The sequence below is a fragment of the Chromobacterium fluminis genome (genome assembly GCF_011602385.1).
Classification (GTDB): Bacteria; Pseudomonadota; Gammaproteobacteria; order Burkholderiales; family Chromobacteriaceae; genus Chromobacterium; species Chromobacterium fluminis.
Genome location: NZ_JAAOMA010000006.1, coordinates 1 through 15,654, shown reverse-complemented (window position 1 = coordinate 15,654; position 15,654 = coordinate 1). Strand labels below are relative to the sequence as shown.

At 63.6% G+C, this 15,654-nt stretch carries 13 protein-coding genes; 9 read left to right on the top strand and 4 right to left on the bottom strand.

The features are described from left to right. Positions 1 to 131: 131 nt before the first annotated feature. The 6 genes from HA052_RS06005 (at position 132) to HA052_RS05980 (ending at position 6,811) form a co-directional block, all read left to right on the top strand. Positions 132 to 1,313 carry a DesA family fatty acid desaturase gene (locus tag HA052_RS06005; RefSeq protein ID WP_166451217.1) on the top strand — a complete coding sequence of 394 codons (1,182 nt, stop codon included), beginning with the start codon at positions 132 to 134 and terminating at the stop codon, positions 1,311 to 1,313. A 159-nt stretch (positions 1,314 to 1,472) separates the two neighbouring features. Further along, positions 1,473 to 2,336: a class I SAM-dependent methyltransferase gene (locus tag HA052_RS06000; RefSeq protein WP_240937282.1), complete on the top strand. Its 864-nt coding sequence runs from the start codon at positions 1,473 to 1,475 to the stop codon at positions 2,334 to 2,336. Between the two features lie 81 nt (positions 2,337 to 2,417). Then, positions 2,418 to 3,794, top strand: coding sequence for a pyridoxal-phosphate dependent enzyme (locus HA052_RS05995; RefSeq protein ID WP_166451216.1), 1,377 nt, complete (start codon positions 2,418 to 2,420; stop codon positions 3,792 to 3,794). A gap of 59 nt (positions 3,795 to 3,853) precedes the next feature. Beyond that, on the top strand, positions 3,854 to 4,999 hold the full coding sequence (locus HA052_RS05990; protein WP_081546196.1) for a trans-sulfuration enzyme family protein: 1,146 nt from the start codon (positions 3,854 to 3,856) through the stop codon (positions 4,997 to 4,999). A gap of 57 nt (positions 5,000 to 5,056) precedes the next feature. Beyond that, complete coding sequence (locus HA052_RS05985; protein ID WP_166451215.1) at positions 5,057 to 5,404, top strand: RidA family protein; 348 nt, start codon at positions 5,057 to 5,059, stop codon at positions 5,402 to 5,404. A 189-nt stretch (positions 5,405 to 5,593) separates the two neighbouring features. Next, positions 5,594 to 6,811 carry a M23 family metallopeptidase gene (locus HA052_RS05980; RefSeq protein ID WP_166451214.1) on the top strand — a complete coding sequence of 406 codons (1,218 nt, stop codon included), beginning with the start codon at positions 5,594 to 5,596 and terminating at the stop codon, positions 6,809 to 6,811. A gap of 4 nt (positions 6,812 to 6,815) precedes the next feature. Here the strand turns inward: HA052_RS05980 and miaA are convergent, their stop codons facing one another. The 4 genes from miaA to HA052_RS05960 all read right to left on the bottom strand — a co-directional run bounded on the left by miaA (position 6,816) and on the right by HA052_RS05960 (position 11,524). Further along, positions 6,816 to 7,793 (bottom strand): tRNA (adenosine(37)-N6)-dimethylallyltransferase MiaA, encoded by a 978-nt coding sequence (gene miaA / locus HA052_RS05975; RefSeq protein ID WP_166451213.1) that lies wholly within the window; start codon positions 7,791 to 7,793, stop codon positions 6,816 to 6,818. A 225-nt stretch (positions 7,794 to 8,018) separates the two neighbouring features. Beyond that, positions 8,019 to 8,279, bottom strand: coding sequence for a CBU_0592 family membrane protein (locus HA052_RS05970; protein ID WP_019103463.1), 261 nt, complete (start codon positions 8,277 to 8,279; stop codon positions 8,019 to 8,021). Positions 8,280 to 8,301: 22 nt separating this feature from the next. Beyond that, positions 8,302 to 10,005: a choline dehydrogenase gene (gene betA / locus HA052_RS05965; RefSeq protein WP_166451212.1), complete on the bottom strand. Its 1,704-nt coding sequence runs from the start codon at positions 10,003 to 10,005 to the stop codon at positions 8,302 to 8,304. A gap of 49 nt (positions 10,006 to 10,054) precedes the next feature. Beyond that, positions 10,055 to 11,524: an aldehyde dehydrogenase family protein gene (locus HA052_RS05960; RefSeq protein ID WP_166451211.1), complete on the bottom strand. Its 1,470-nt coding sequence runs from the start codon at positions 11,522 to 11,524 to the stop codon at positions 10,055 to 10,057. 325 nt (positions 11,525 to 11,849) lie between these two features. On the opposite strand from HA052_RS05960, the gene HA052_RS05955 reads away from it, so the two are divergent. From HA052_RS05955 to HA052_RS05945, 3 genes are all read left to right on the top strand, one after another. Continuing rightward, positions 11,850 to 13,658, top strand: coding sequence for a PAS domain-containing protein (locus HA052_RS05955; protein WP_166451210.1), 1,809 nt, complete (start codon positions 11,850 to 11,852; stop codon positions 13,656 to 13,658). Between the two features lie 239 nt (positions 13,659 to 13,897). Further along, positions 13,898 to 14,941 (top strand): DMT family transporter, encoded by a 1,044-nt coding sequence (locus HA052_RS05950; RefSeq protein ID WP_166451209.1) that lies wholly within the window; start codon positions 13,898 to 13,900, stop codon positions 14,939 to 14,941. Then, a complete protein-coding gene (locus tag HA052_RS05945) occupies positions 14,938 to 15,213 on the top strand; it encodes a hypothetical protein (RefSeq protein WP_166451208.1) in 276 nt (91 codons plus the stop codon). The genes HA052_RS05950 and HA052_RS05945 overlap by 4 nt, the downstream gene beginning before the upstream one ends. The last annotated feature ends 441 nt before the right edge of the window (positions 15,214 to 15,654 follow it).

Genomic DNA, 15,654 nt, shown 5'->3' with positions numbered 1-15,654 from the left:
TCGGCGGGGTCCAAATTCGCGTTTGCGGCGGGCGGCTAGCCGGCGCAAACGCAAAACGGTCTGACATCGGCGGACCGCTTGTATAGAATAGAGTCTTTCTTCTAGATTGATTTACGAGGCGCGATTAGTACATGAATTGGATAAACGGCGTGCTTGACCTCCCCTGGTGGGGCTATATCGTGGTCGCTTTGGCGCTGACCCACATCACCATCGCATCGGTCACCATCTTTCTGCATCGTCACCAAGCGCACCGCGCGCTCGATTTGCATCCCATCCCCAGTCACTTCTTCCGCTTCTGGTTGTGGCTGACCACCGGCATGGTCACCAAGCAGTGGGCGGCCATCCATCGCAAGCATCACGCCAAGTGCGAGACCGCGGACGATCCGCATAGCCCGCAGGTATTGGGCATCAAGAAAGTACTGTGGGAGGGTGCGGAACTGTACCGCGGCGCCTGCAAGGATCAGGCCATCATGGACAAGTTCGGCCACGGCACGCCGGACGATTGGCTGGAGCGCAATGTCTACACTCGTCACAGCGCCAAGGGCATCGTGCTGATGCTGCTGATCAATCTGGTCTTGTTCGGACCGGCGGGGCTGACGATCTGGGCGGTGCAGATGATCTGGATCCCGTTCTGGGCGGCCGGGGTCATCAACGGCATTGGCCACTTCTGGGGCTATCGCAATTTCGAGAATGAGGACGCGTCCACCAATATCTTCCCCTGGGGCATCCTGGTGGGCGGCGAGGAGCTGCACAACAACCACCATACCTTCGGCACCTCGGCCAAGCTGTCGTATAAATGGTACGAGTTCGACATCGGCTGGATGTATATCCGCATTCTGGAAATCCTGGGCCTGGCCAAGGTACGCAAGGTGGCGCCGCGCTTGGCCGAGGACGCTTCGCGTCAGCAACTGGACCTCGAGCATCTGCAGGCCATCATTTCCAATCGCTACGCCATCGCTTCCCGTTACGCGCGTGAGTTGAAGGAGGTGTATCGCAGCGAGTTGGACAAGATCAATCTGCCTGACTTTTCCGGCAGCAAGCTCAGCCGCAAGATGAAAGTGTGGTTGAAGCAGGATGCTAAGGACACGCCGGAAACCGAGCGCATGCAGTTGGCGGCTTTGATGGAGCACAGCCAGGTGTTGGCCACGGTGTATTCGATGCGTCAGGAGCTGACCCGTTTGTGGGAGCGTTCCACGCTGAGCCGCGAGCAGCTGCTCAAGGAGCTGCAGGATTGGTGCGCCCGCGCCGAGGCTTCCGGAATCGCCGCCTTGCAGCGTTTCTCGATCAGCTTGCGTCAGGCCGCGATGGTTTAAGCCGGTTTGATTCGATAAAAACCCGCAGCGCGCTGCGGGTTTTTTTGCGTCCACGCCGGTTGGCGATCATGTTTGATTCATGACGATTAGATTTGTTTTTTATATAAAAATAAGAAATAAAAGTTATATTTGTAATAATATTTGGAAATATAATGAGCCATGTTGATGCAACTCTGCGAGATGGACATGGCCACACTGCAACTGACCGACGGGGCGAGCGAGCTGCCCTATATTCATGGTTTTTCCGCCGCCGAGCAGGCGCGTTTGGTGCGTCAGGCGCGCTTCTCGGAGTCCGTTGTGTACCGGGACATCGATTTCTCCGGCGTCGGCCAACTGCTGGAGGTGGGGTGCGGGGTGGGCGCGCAGACCGAGATCCTGTTGCGGCGTTATCCTGATCTGGAGGTGACCGGCGTCGACTTCAGTCAGCGTCAGTTGGCGGTGGCGCGCCAGCGTCTGCAAGGCAGCCCATGGCAGGACCGCGCCCGCTTGCTGCATATGGACGCCGAGGATTTGGACTTCCAGCCGGCCAGCTTCGATGCCGCCTTCCTGTGCTGGGTGTTGGAGCACGTATTGTCGCCGGAGAGGGTGTTGGCCGAGGTGCGCCGCGTCTTGAAGCCGGGCGCGCGGCTGTACGCTACCGAGGCGATGAACGCCTCCTTCTTCCTGTCGCCTTATTCCTCCCATCTGCAGCAATACTGGCTGGCTTTCAACGATCATCAACTGGCGGTGGGAGGGGATCCCTTCGTAGGCGCCAAGTTGGGCAATATGCTGCTGCGGCTGGGTTTTCGCCATGTTGAAACCCAGGTCAAGACCTGGCATCTGGACAGCCGCGACCCGCACCGCCGACAGCAAGTGCTGGACTACTGGACCGAGTTGTTGTTGTCGGCCGCGGATCAGTTGATCGAGGCCGGGCGAGTGGACGCCGCGCTGGTGGCGGCGATGACGCGGGAACTGCGCCAATTGCGCAGCAATCCGGAGCTGGTGTTTTTCTATAGTTTTCTGCAAGCCACCGCCGTGGTGTGAAGCGGGGGTTTTTTTATTCTCTCTATATAACTATAAGTTTTTAAAAATAATATTTATATGCTGTAGCTAGGAGATTTCAATATGCAAGACCAATCCGTTTTGTCCTTGATCGGTAATACGCCGCTGGTGAAGGTGGCGCATCTGGACACCGGCCTGTGCGAGCTGTATTTGAAACTGGAAAGCCACAATCCGGGCGGTTCGATCAAGGACCGGGTGGCGCTGTCCATGATTGCCGCGGCCGAGCGCGAAGGCAAGCTGAAACCGGGCGGCACCATCGTGGAGGCCACCGCCGGCAACACCGGTTTGGGGTTGGCGCTAGTGGCTTCGCAAAAAGGCTACCGGCTGGTGCTGGTGGTGCCGGACAAGATGAGCCGGGAGAAGATTCTGCATCTGCAGGCCTTGGGCGCGGAAGTGGTGCTGACCCGATCCGACGTGGGCAAGGGACATCCGGAGTATTACCAGGACTTGGCCGCGCGCATCGCCAAGGAAACGCCGGACGCTTACTACATCGACCAATTCAACAACCCGGCCAATCCGCTGGCGCATGAAATCGGCACCGGTCCGGAGATCTGGGAGCAGATGCGTCATGAACTGGACGCGGTGGTGGTGGGCGTGGGCTCCAGCGGCACCTTGACCGGGCTGACGCGTTTCTTTAGCCGAGAGGCGCCGCAAGTGGAGATCGTGCTGGCGGATCCGGTGGGCTCGGTATTGGCCGACCATGTTGAAACCGGACGGCACGGCGAGGCTGGCAGCTGGCTGATAGAAGGCATAGGCGAGGACTTCATTCCGCCGCAAACCGATTTCAGCCTGGTCAAGCGCGCTTATCGCATCAGCGATCAGGAAAGCTTCGACAGCGCCCGCCTGCTGCTGAGCCGGGAGGGCATTCTGGCCGGATCCTCGTCCGGCGCGCTGCTGGCGGCGGCCTTGCGTTATTGCCGCGCCCAAACCGAGCCCAAACGCGTGGTGACGCTGGTGTGCGACAGCGGCAACAAGTATCTGTCCAAGATGTACAACGACGATTGGCTGGTGGACAACGGCTTGGTGGAGCTGCCCCGGCTAGGCGATCTGACCGACTTGATTGTGCGCCGACACGCCGACGGCAGCACCGTTTCCTGCCACCCGGACGAGCCCTTGAACGTGGTGTACCAACGCATGCGTTTGCACGATGTGTCGCAATTGCCGGTGCTGGCCGACGATAAGGTGGCCGGTATCCTGGACGAATGGGATTTGCTGCTGTCGGTGCACGGCGAGCCGGAAAACTTCCGCCAGAACGTGCGCAGCGCGATGACCAGCGAGGTGCGCACCCTGTCGCCGCGCGCTTCGCTGCAAGACCTGCTGCATATTTTCAACGATGGCCACGTCGCCCTGATGGTGGACGGCGAGCGCTATCTGGGCCTGATCACTCAGGCCGACCTGCTGGCCTTCTGGCGCCGTCAGCCGCGCTCGCGTTCCGTCTAGTCCCGCCTCATCCCGGCCGGTCCAAGCGGGGCCGGCCATCCGCATTGAAAGTAAACGCCATGACTGATTTCAACACTTTATCCATCACTGCCGGCCTGCATCAGGACGCCTTCGGCGCGGTGATTCCGCCCATTTACGCCACCTCCACCTACCGGCAGCACGCGCCGGGCGAGCACAGCGGCTACGAGTATTCCCGCTCGCAGAACCCGACGCGCGAAGCCTTGGAGCGGGCCTTGGCGGAGCTGGAGGACGGCGCGCGCGGCTACGCCTTCCCTTCCGGGCTGGCGGCCATCGCCACGGTGCTGGAGCTGCTGCCGGCGGGCAGCCACCTGATCGCGGTCAACGATCTGTACGGCGGCACTTACCGATTGTTCGAACAGGTGCGCAAGCAAAGCGCGCAGCTGGAGATCAGCTATGTGGCGTCGGAAGACCTAGGTGCCTTGCAGGCGGCGATCCGGCCGAACACCCGGATGATCTGGGTGGAAACCCCGTCCAATCCGTTGAACCAACTGGTGGACCTGGCGGCGGTGGCCGATCTGGGGCAGCGGCACGGCCTGATCACGGTGGCGGACAACACCTTCGCCTCGCCGGTGGTGCAGCGCCCGCTGGCTTTCGGTTTCGACATCGTCGTGCATTCCGCCACTAAATATCTGAACGGCCATTCCGACGTGATCGCCGGCGCGGCGGTGGTCAGCCGCCAGCGGCCGGAGCTGGCCGAGCAACTGGCTTTCCTGCACAACGCCGTCGGCGCGGTGCTGGACCCGTTCGCCAGCTTCCTGGTGCTGCGTGGCTTGCGCACGCTGGCCCTGCGGGTAGAGCGCCACAACAGCAACGCGCTGGCGGTGGCGCGCTGGCTGGAAGCCCAGACACAGGTGGAGCGGGTGTTGTATCCGGGCCTGGCCAGCCATCCGCAGCATGAGCTGGCGCGCAGGCAGATGCAGGGTTTCGGCGGCGTGGTGTCTTTCTATTTGAAAGGCGACGCCGAAGAAACGCGGAGGGTGTTGGCGCGGCTGAAGCTGTTCACGCTGGCGGAAAGCTTGGGCGGAGTCGAGAGCCTGGTGTGCCTGCCGGCGGCGATGACGCATGCGTCGATTCCGCTTGAACGTCGGCGCGAACTAGGCATCGCCGATAATCTGATTCGTTTGTCGGTGGGCATCGAGGGCGAGGCGGCGCTGATCGAGGACTTGCGCCAGGCATGGCAATAGCCGGCGCGGCCGGGTTAGAATCTTCGTCTTGATCCGACTCACCCAAGGGGAATCCGCATGAGCATTTATCGTCACAAGCAAGGCGCGCGTCTGGCAGAAGCCGTGGTCACCAACGGCCTGATCTTCCTGGCTGGCCAAGTGCCGGAAAACACCGAGGCCGACGCCAAGGCGCAAACTGAAAACGTGCTGGGCCAGATCGACGCATTGTTGGCGGAGCTGGATTCGGACAAGAGCAAGATCGTCGACGTCACCATCTTCCTGGCCAGCTTGGCCGATTACGATGCGATGAACGCCGCCTGGGATGCTTGGGTGCCGGCCGGCAACGTGCCTGCGCGTGCCACGGTGGAAGCCAAGCTGGCCAATCCGGCCTGGAAAGTGGAAATCAAGCTGGTGGCGGCACGCTGAGCAGGCCTCACTCCGCTAAGCGCCCACGTCATGCGACGTGGGCTTTTTTTATCGAATTTGCCTGAATGTCTGCTGGGCCAAAGGCCAGCAGGAAATAAGAGCGGGTCTTTCTATAACCCTATGGTTTGCGGCGCAATGTCATTGGCATTGCGTCGCTTTGGTTTTTCCCAACCAGGAATGGAGCCCGAAATGAAACAAGCAGCTCTAATGATGGCCGTATTGGCGGCCTTGGCCGGCGGCGCGCAGGCGGAGTCGAAGCAGCCGGATCCCCTGTTGCGACAGGCGGCGGTCAAAGCCTTGCAGCCCATGTTGCCGCTGGCCAAGGGGGAGGCGCTGGACATGCTGGTGGAGGTCAACCGCGACAGCGAGGACGGGGGCTGGGTGTTGGGGTCGGTAACCCAGCCCCTGCCGACGATGACCACGATCGCGGCGATGGATCATGTGCCGGTGTCCAGGCTGTTCCTGGCGCGCCGAGACGCGCAGGGTTGGACGCTGGAACTGGAAGGCAGCCCGGGCTTCGCTGCGATGCTGAGCTTGGCGCCGGCCGATTGGCTCAACGCGGATGAGCGCCGCGCCTGGGGCAGCCAGTCGGTCCGGCCGGGACAGACGTTCGCGCCCAACGCCACCGGTCTGGGCCTGCCGTGGCGGCAAGGCGCGGCCTGGCGCATGACCGGCGGCCCGCACGGCTATAGCGGGGAAAGCCAGCCTTACGATTCCATCGACTTCGCCGGCGGCGACGGCAGGGTGTTGGCGCCGCAGGCCGGGGTGATCTACAAGAGCTGCGTGCGCGGCGGCAGCGGCTTGGTCAAGCTGGTGCACGACAACGGCTTCTCGTCCACTTACTACCATATGATCAATCTGAACACGCTGGCGGACGGGACGCGGGTCAATCCGGGCGCGTATCTCGGCACCATAGGCAACGGCCTGCCGTGCGGCGGCAGCACCACCGGCCCGCACGTGCATTTCTCCCTCTTGTATCAGGGCCGAGCCGAGCCGGTGAACGGCAAGCTGTTCGGCGGCTGGCAGTTCTTCGCCGGCAACCGCGCCTATCAGGGCTATGCCTTGCGCAACGGGACGCGGGTCAATGTCGGCGGCCTGCTGAACAATTACGGCGGCGGAGGCGCGCCGGCCGGCGCCAGCGGCGTGGCGACGCCGGCGAAGGGCGAGGGAAGGGTGAACCTGCGCAGCGCGCCCAGCCTGAGCGCCGGCGTCACCGGCGCGGTCAGCCGCGGCGACAGCGTCGCCTTGCAGTGCCATGTGCGCGCCGAAGCGGTGGAGGGCGTATGGGGCCGCACCGATGTGTGGAACCGCACCCGCGGCGGCGACTGGATCAGCGACGGCTTCCTCGACACCGGCAGCAACGGACCGGTGGTGCCGCTGTGCGCGTCGGCCAGCCGGCCTTGGTGAGCCATTAATACACGCCGTTGAAACGCAGACCGGCGGGCACCGGCTCGCCGGCCTGGAAGGCGGCGACGGCGGCGCCCAGCGCTTCGGCCAGGCCGGCCCGCTGGGCGTTGACCGGAACCAGGTCCAGGCTGCGCATCCAGGTCAGCTGGCGCTTGGCCAACTGACGGGTGGCGGCGACGCCCTTGTCGATGAAGGTTTGCTCATTGCCGACGCCGTCCAGATATTCCCAGGCCTGGCGATAGCCGACGCAGCGCATCGACGGCAGCTCCAGCGTCAGCGCCGGATAATCGGCGCGCAGGCGCCGCACTTCGGCCAGGAAGTTCTGCTCCAGCATCAGTTCGAAGCGCTGTGCGATGCGTTGGTGCAGCCAGCCGCGCTCCGCCGGCACCAAACCCAGAGACAGCAGGCGGAAGTCCGCCGCGGCCTCCTTGCCGCGAGCCAGCAAGCGCGACATCGGCTCGCCGCTGAGCAGGCAGACTTCCAGCGCGCGGTGGATGCGTTGCGAATCATTGGGGTTGAGGCGGGCGGCGGTATCCGGGTCCAGCTGCGCCAGCCGCGCGTGCATCGCCGGCCAGCCGGCTTGCGCGGCGTCGGCGTCCAGTTGCGCGCGCAGCGCGGCGTCGGCGCGAGGCAGGTCGGACAAGCCCTCCAGCAAGGCCTTGTAATAGAGCATGGTGCCGCCCACCAGCAAGGGCAGCCGCCCGCGGCCGTTGATCTCGCGGATCAGCCGGTTGGCGTCGGCGTGGAACTGAGCGGCGGAATAGCTTTGCAGCGGGCTGATGATGTTGATCAGGTGATGCGGGCATTGCGCCATTTCCGCCGCGCTGGGCTTGGCGGTTCCGATGTCCATGTCGCGATAGACCAGCGCGGAGTCCACGCTGATGATCTCCACCGGAAAATGGCGAGCCAAGTCCAGCGCCAGGCCGGTTTTGCCAGAGGCGGTGGGACCCATCAGCAGGATGGCGTGCGGGGTGTCGTTCATGAGCGGGTCTTGCGGTTCAATCGGCGGATTGTCGCATAAGTGGCTTATGGGCGGACAGTGCCGGCCATGACTCAGAACCGGTTAGCGATCTGCTACGCGTCGGCGGGATGGTTTAGACTAGGGCGTTGAAACCGTCTTCGAAATGCTTATGTACCGTATGTACACTCCGCTTTTTCAGCCGTTTTCGCCTTGTCTCGCCCTAGCTCGCAGATCGGCAACACGTTCTCAGGAGCCGGATTCTGGCGCCGGCAGCGCCCGGCGGCGGCTGGCGCGCCACCAGCCGCCCAGGGTGATCAGGAACCACATGCACTGGTTGACGAAGGAAGCCAGATTGAAGTGGTTGGACAGCGATACCAGAATACAGACCGGACCGAGCAGGTTCAGGACGAAATAGCGAAGGTCCGATGTGCGCAGGCCGAATAACTGACTGCCCAAATAAGCGCCCAGATAGCTGATGACGCCGATCAGGCCGATGAGGTCGTACATGGCGAAGCTCCTGGGAAAACGGCTATAGGGGAAGCGCTTGCGCGTCGTCCGTCGCGGCGGCTTGCTCGCGGGCGGCCTGGTAGAACGGCGCGTTCGAGCGCGGCAACGGCGGCAGTTGGCGGATATGATCGGCGATCTTCTCCGCCATCATGATGGTGGGCGCGTTCAGATTGCCGGTGACGATGCGGGGCATGATGGACGCGTCCACCACCCGCAGGCCGGACAAGCCGTGCACCCGGCCTTGATGATCCACCACCGCCGTCGGGTCGTCGGCGCTGCCCATCTTGCAGGTGCCGGACGGATGCAGCGCGGTTTCGGCGTGGGTTTTGACGAAGTGATCGATTTCGCTGTCGCTGCTTACCCGCGCGCCGGGTTGGATTTCCCTGCCTCGAAAGGCGGAAAGCGCGCGTTGGCCGATGATCTCGCGCGTGAGCCGCACCGCGGAGCGGAACTCCCGCCAGTCGGTGTCGTGGGCCATGTAATTGAATTGAAGTTGAGGCGGGTCGCGCGGGTCGCGGCTGGCCAGCTTGACGTGGCCGACGCTGGGAGAGCGCATTGAGCCGACGTGGCATTGGAAACCGTGCATCTTGACGGCGTGGCTACCGTCGTAATTCACCGCCAGCGGCAAGAAATGGTATTGCAGATTGGGGAAGGCGAAGCGCTCGTCGCTGCGGATGAAGCCGCCGGCTTCGAAGTGATTGCTGGCGCCCAGGCCGCCGCCGTTCAGATACCACTGGGCGCCGATGCGGGCTTTGTTCCACCAACGCAGCGACGGGTACAGCGACACTGGCCGCAGGCATTCGTACTGAAGATACATTTCCAGATGGTCCTGCAAATTGGCGCCGACGCCGGGCAGGTGGGCGACTACGGCGATGTCGTGGCGGCCGAGCTCGGCGGCGTCACCGACGCCGGAGCGCAGCAGCAGCTGCGGCGAGGCGATCGCGCCGTTGCAGACGATGACTTCGCGCAAGGCGCGGGCGTGATGGCTGCGGCCGCCCTGCAGGTATTGCACGCCGACGGCGCGCGTGCCGTCGAACAGGACGCGGTCCGCCAGCGCGCGGGTTTTCACCGAAAGGTTGGCGCGGTCGCGGGCGGCGTCCAGATAGGCTAGCGATACGCTGCAGCGCCGTCCCTGGGCGGTGGTGGTGCGGTCCATCGGGCCGAAGCCTTCCTGGCGATAACCGTTGAGATCGTCGGTGCGGCCATGGCCGGCTTGTTCGCCGGCCTGGATGAAGGCTTCGAACAGGGGGCTGATGCCGGCCTTGGGCGTGGTCACGTGCAGCGGCCCGTCGCCGCCGTGGTAGTCGTCGGCGCCCTTGTCGTAGGTTTCCGCCTTGCGGAAATAAGGCAGGCAGTCGGCGTAGCTCCAGTCGGCCAGGCCGGGCAGCTCGGCCCAGCCCTGGTAATCCAGCGCGTTGCCGCGGATATAGACCATGCCGTTGATCAGCGAGGAACCGCCCAACCCCTTGCCGCGCGCCTGGGCCATGCGGCGTCCGCCCATATGCGGCTCCGGTTCGGTCAGATAGGCCCAGTTATAGGTGGTCCCTTGCAAGGGATAGGCCAGCGCCGCCGGCATTTGGGTGCGCCAGTCCAGCCGCCAATCCGGGCCGCCGGCCTCCAGCAACAGCACGCTGACGTCGCTGTCCTCGCTCAGCCGCGCCGCCAGCACGCCGCCGGCGGAGCCGGCACCGACGATGATGTAGTCGTATTCCTGAGTGGTGTTCATCTTGATTCTCCTCGGACGTGAACGAAGGCGGGGCCGGACGATGGGAGGTTCAAGCGCCGAACCACCCCATGGGCTTGGGAGCCAGATTGATGTAGCTGTGCTTCTGCTCGGTGTATTCGTCCAGGCCGATGCGCGACAGCTCGCGGCCTATGCCGCTGGATTTGAAGCCGCCCCACGGCGCTTCCGGGAAATAGGGGTGGTAGTCGTTGACCCAAACCGTGCCGAAGCGCAGCGCGCGGCTCATCCGGTTGGCGCGCGCCAGGTCTTGGGTCCACACCGCCGCCGCCAGGCCGTAAGGGGTGTCGTTGGCCAGCCGCAGCGCCTCGGCCTCGTCGCGGAAGCGCTCCACGGTGATGACCGGGCCGAAAATCTCTTCCTTGGCGATGCGCATGTCCGCGTGGACGTCGGCCAGCAGCGTGGGTTGCAGCCAGTAGCCCTTGCGGTAGCGCTCGCCGTCCGGACGGCCTCCGCCGTGGACCAGGCGAGCGCCTTCCTCCACTCCGGCGGCGATCAGGCTCAGGATCTTGTCGTGCTGTTGGGCCGACTGCACTGGTCCCATTTGGGTGTCCGGCTGCTGGCCGGGGCCGACGATGATGCGCGGCAGCCGTTCCGCCAGCCGCTTCACGAAGTCGTCGTGAATCTCGTCTTGCAGCAGCAGCCGCGAACCGGCCGAGCAGACCTGGCCGGCGTGAAAGAAAGCGGCGTTCAGCGCGTAGTCGACGGCGGCGTCCAGATCGGCGTCGGCCCAGACGATGTTGGGGTTCTTGCCGCCCAGCTCCAAGGCGATGCGTTTGAAGTTGCCGCTGGCGGCGCGCATGATGCTGGCCCCCGCCTGGGCGCCGCCGGTGAAGGACAGTAGATCGACATCGGCATGCTCCGCCAATTCGGCCCCCACCTCGGAGCCGCCGCTGACCAGGTTGAACACGCCGGGAGGCAAGTCCAGCTCGGCCAGCAGCTGAGTGAAGCGCCAGCTACTGAGCGGGGTCAGGCTGCTGGGCTTGAGCACAACGCAATTGCCGGCGCCCAGGGCCGGCGCAATCTTCCAGGCTGCTTGCAACAAGGGGTAGTTCCAGGGCGTGATCAGGCCGCAGACGCCCACCGGCTCGTGCAAGGTTCGGCTGATCACGTGCTCGGGGGCTGAATTGACCTGGCCGCTTTCGGTGGCCACCAGGCCGGCGAAATAACGGAAGGTGGCGGCGATGTCGCCCATGTCGGTCCGACTCTCGCTTAGGGTTTTGCCGGTGTTCAGCGTCTCCAAGGCGGCGAGGCTTTCGCTATCGCGTTCCACCCGTTGGGCGATGTCCAGCAGCAGACGGCTGCGCTGGCGCTGAGTGCTGGAGCGCCAGGGGCCGTGATCGAAAGCCGCGCGCGCGGCGGCGATGGCGATCCGGGCGTCGGCGCGGCCGCCGTCCGCGGCGGCGGCGATCACGCTTTCGTCGCAGGGGTTGAGAATCGGACGGGTTTGCCTGTTGGCGGCGTCGCGCCATTGGCCATCGATGAAGAGCTGAGTAGAGATCATGGCGGCCTCGCACAAAATGTTAAATTAACTATTGGTAAATTAATTTACCTTTGGTTTAATTGTAGTGGCGATTGGCCATGGACTGCAATCCGGAGCCAGCTATGGTGGTGAGGATTTGATTTGCTTTGGCTATATCGTTCATGTTTCAGCCAGGCTGGAGGCCCGCTGCGGTTTGGCGCCGTCGGGCTCTTTAGTCCGCTTCGGGATTTTTCCAGCCTGGGTTAACATGGCCGGCTGACAGCCGCAGGCTGTGGCGCGCGCGCATCGGCGCGCCGTGTTCGCATTCAATTACCCAGGAGGCGCGGCCGTCGCCGCGACCAGTTGCGTGTCGTCAAATCAAGTCAGTCAAACCCTTGTTCCCGCCGGGGATGAAACCTTCGCCACCCGCCTGAAGGCCGTGCTGGGGCGCAAGCGCGTCATGCTTAAACAGGTGGCGGAAGCCCTGGGCGTATCGTCCGCCGCCGTGCACAAATGGACGCGCGGCGGGGAAATCGAATACCGCAAACTGCGGGTGTTGGCGGATTTTCTGGGCGTGAACTGGATCTGGCTGCGCTACGGCGAGCAGGCGGTGCTGGATCTGGCGACGGCGACGACGACGGATGCGCAATTGACGGAGATCCGCCGCAAGCATCTGGCGGAGATCATGGAAAGCGAAGCGCGGATGAAGTTCGCGCAGAAGGTGTCCGGCATCGTCACCTGGGAGTGGAACATTCTGAGCGACGCGGTGGCTTACTCCGCCAACGCCGAGCAATTGTTTGGCCGCCCGGTGCGCCTGCTGTCCGATTTCTGGCTGGCGCTGGATCCGGCCGACGCGCCGGCCTTGCGCGCCAAACTGGAGGCGTGCCTGAACTCCGGCGCGGCTTACGAGGCCGAGTTCCGCGTGCGCTGGCCGGCGGGCGACACGAGATGGATCGCCTCGCGCGCCACCTGCGTGCTGGACGCCGACCGCCGTCCGGTGAAGATGATAGGCGTCAGCTTCGACATCACCCAGCGTTGCCTGGCCGAGCAGGCCTTGCGTCAGAACCAGGCCATCCTGGACAAGGCGCAGTCCATCGCCCATTTGGGCAGTTGGTTCTGGGACGTGCGCAAGGACGACTGCATCTGGTCGGATGAGGCTTACCGGATTTTCGGCTGGCAGCCGCAGGCCTTCAAGGTGACGATGGAGCGTTACTTCGCCGCGATGGCGCCGGAGGACCGAGATCGCATCGATCGAGCCATCCGGCGGGCGATCGATGAGCGCCAACCCTATTGCGTGGAGTACAGCATCTTGCTGCCTGACGGCCGCCGCCGCCATATTCACGAGGAGGGCGAGGTCTTGTACGGGGAAGGGCGGGCGGAGGCGATGATAGGCGCTACCCAAGATGTGACCGACACCCGACAGGCCGCGCTGGCCTATAGCGAGAGCGAGGAGCGGTTTCGGGAGATTTTCGAGCAGGCGGCGCTGGGCTTGGCGCATCTGGGCCTGGACGGACGTTGGCTCAAGGTGAACCGTCGCCTGGCTGAGATGGCCGGTTATCCGCCGCAGGAGATGGAGGGCATGAGCTTTCAGCAACTGACCCATCCCGATGATCTGGAAGACAATCTGTTGAGGCTGGATAGGCTGCTGAGCGGAGATGTGGCCAGTTTTGCGCTGGAGAAGCGTCTGCTGCGCAAGTCGGGCGGCCATGTCTGGGTGAATGTCAGCGTCTCGCTGAGCCGTCATCCCGTGAGCGGCGAGCCATGGCATTTGATCGCTGTCGTGGAGGAGGTGGCCGAGCGTCGCGCCGCGCGCCGCGCGCTGGAGGAGGCCCGGAGCCGCAGCGAGCTGGCGCTGCAGTCCATTGGCATGGCGAGCTGGGAGTGGGACCTCGCCGCCGGGCGCTTGCGCTTGTCGCCGCAGGCTGCGCGGCTGTTGTTCGGCGAGGCCCTGGAGGACGCCGCTGAACAGCGCTTTCTGGAGGGCTTGCACATCGCGTCGAGGCAGGGCTGGTTGGATAGCCTGGAGGCGATCTTCACTATTTCCAGCCGCGCGCAGCTGGATGTGCAGTGGCATGCCGAAGGCGGCAAGACGTTGCCGCTGGTGTTGTCCTTGGTGGCGCAGCGTGGAAGCGACGGCGCGGTGGATCGCTTGATAGGGGCCTTGGGGCCGCGCTGATTCCGGCGGTTTGCCAAGAGGGACACGGAGCCTGCCGCTTGTCGGCGGGCTTTTTTGCGCCCGCTTTGCGGCCACGCGTTGGTGGCGGTATTGTGATTTACTATTGGTAAAAAAATTAACTTATGGTAATTTTTATGCCTCGTCTGGCAAGGCAGATGGATAGAGTCTTGTTGCGTTTGAACCCAGAGTAGGCGCCGCGGAGAGTGTGAGCGGCGTCCGATAACCGGAGCTGACGCGCTATGAACAGCATGCACAGACAGCAGTATCTCCGCCGCCGGACCCGCTGGGGTTATGGCTGGGCGCTTTGCGCGGCGGTGTTGTGGGGCGCATGGTATGTGCCGGGCGCCGCGGTGTGGCACGAAGCGCCGCTGGCCGGGCTGGCGCAAGGGCGGCCCGAGCAGTTTTTGATGGCGGCCGCGGTGTTGACGGCTTTTCACGCCTGCCTGGTGGCGGCGTTTCAATTGTTGTGGCTGGCGGCCTTGGGCAAGCTGGCCGACTTCTTTCGCACGCTATGGCGTTTCGGCGGCATTTCCAAGTGGTATTTCCTGGCTGCGGTATTGGGCGGTTTGATGGCCAACTTCGGCTCCTACCTGGCGATGGGCTATGTGGGCGCGGTGTTCGCCGCGGTGGCTGGCCTGTTGTACCCGGTGGTAGGCGCGGCGCTGGCGCGCCTGTGGTATCGCGAGCGGATAGGCCGTCGCGCGGCGCTGGGCATCGCGGTGATCGTGTTGGGAGGGGCGGCGATTTACGCGCCGGGCCTGTCAGGCGATCTGGCGGGAGAGGGCGCCGCGCGCTGGCTGGGCTATTTGGGCGGCGCGCTGGCTGCGCTGGGCTGGGGGCTGGAGGGCGCCATCGTTGGGCGGGCGATGGACGTGACCGATCCCGATTGCGGGGTGGCGATCCGTTATCTGGCCGAGGCCCTGTATTGGGTGTTGTTGATTTTGCCGGCGTTGGCCTGGTTGACCCCTTTGCCGGTGTACACGTTGGCCGGCGAGCTATGGTCGTGGCGGCCTATGCTCTATTTGGCGGTGGGCGGGCTCAGTTTCGCTTTCTGCGCGGTGGCCTGGTACAAATCCTTTCCCTTGATCGGCGTTGGGCGCGGCCAGGCTATCGGCGCCTTCTACGCGTTGTTTGCGACGTTGTTCACCGCGGCGTTTACCTTGAACTTTCCCGAGTGGCATTTTCTGATTGGCCTGGCCCTGGTGATTTTGGGCGGCTTTGTCATGGTGTCGGACAGCGAGCGCCATCCGGGCTCGGTGCGTAATGTGGAGGGGGGAGCATGAAGGTGCATATCAAGGGTTTCATTTTGCAGACCCTGGCCGGGCAACCGGGTTTATGGGATGTGGAGCTGGCCCGGCGCATCTGCCGGGAGTATCGCAAACCGAATGACGCCTATTGGCTGGGCATGGTACGGGCTTGCCTGGCTGATTTGAGCGCCAGCGGCCTGGTGGTGGCGCTGTGCGAGCGCTGGCAAGACGAAGGAGCGCGTCTGCTGTTCAACTATCGCGTCAGCGATTTTGGGCTGGAGCGCATGCGCCAGACTGGTTTGGCTTGAGAACCTGTTTGCTATCGCGCGCAAGGGCAAGACAAGGGATGAATGGCTGAGAAGGCGGAATGGCCATGGAGCATGAATTTTTCGAAGGCGCTTCAACGTCGTACCGCCACGGCGCGACAGATTGTGAACAGGCTTTAAAGGGGGATATATGTCCGGTTATTGGGGCTATGAAGGCGCATCGACCTTGGCGATGATTGTGATCGTGGGTTTGAGCTTGGCGGCTCTGTTCATCGCCAGGCGTTATGTGCGGACGCTGTAGTCTAAGAACCTGTTTACGATCTACTGCGCGGGAGGTGTCAGGAATTCTGTGTGCCGAGGTCGGTTAAACAAATCTCAGCCGAGAGCGTCAGTGAAGCGCTCGCCGAACAGAATAGCAAACTGGTTGGCTGCTTGCTTCCAAGTGATCGGCGGCATCTTCCAGTCTTTCTCAATATTGCGCAA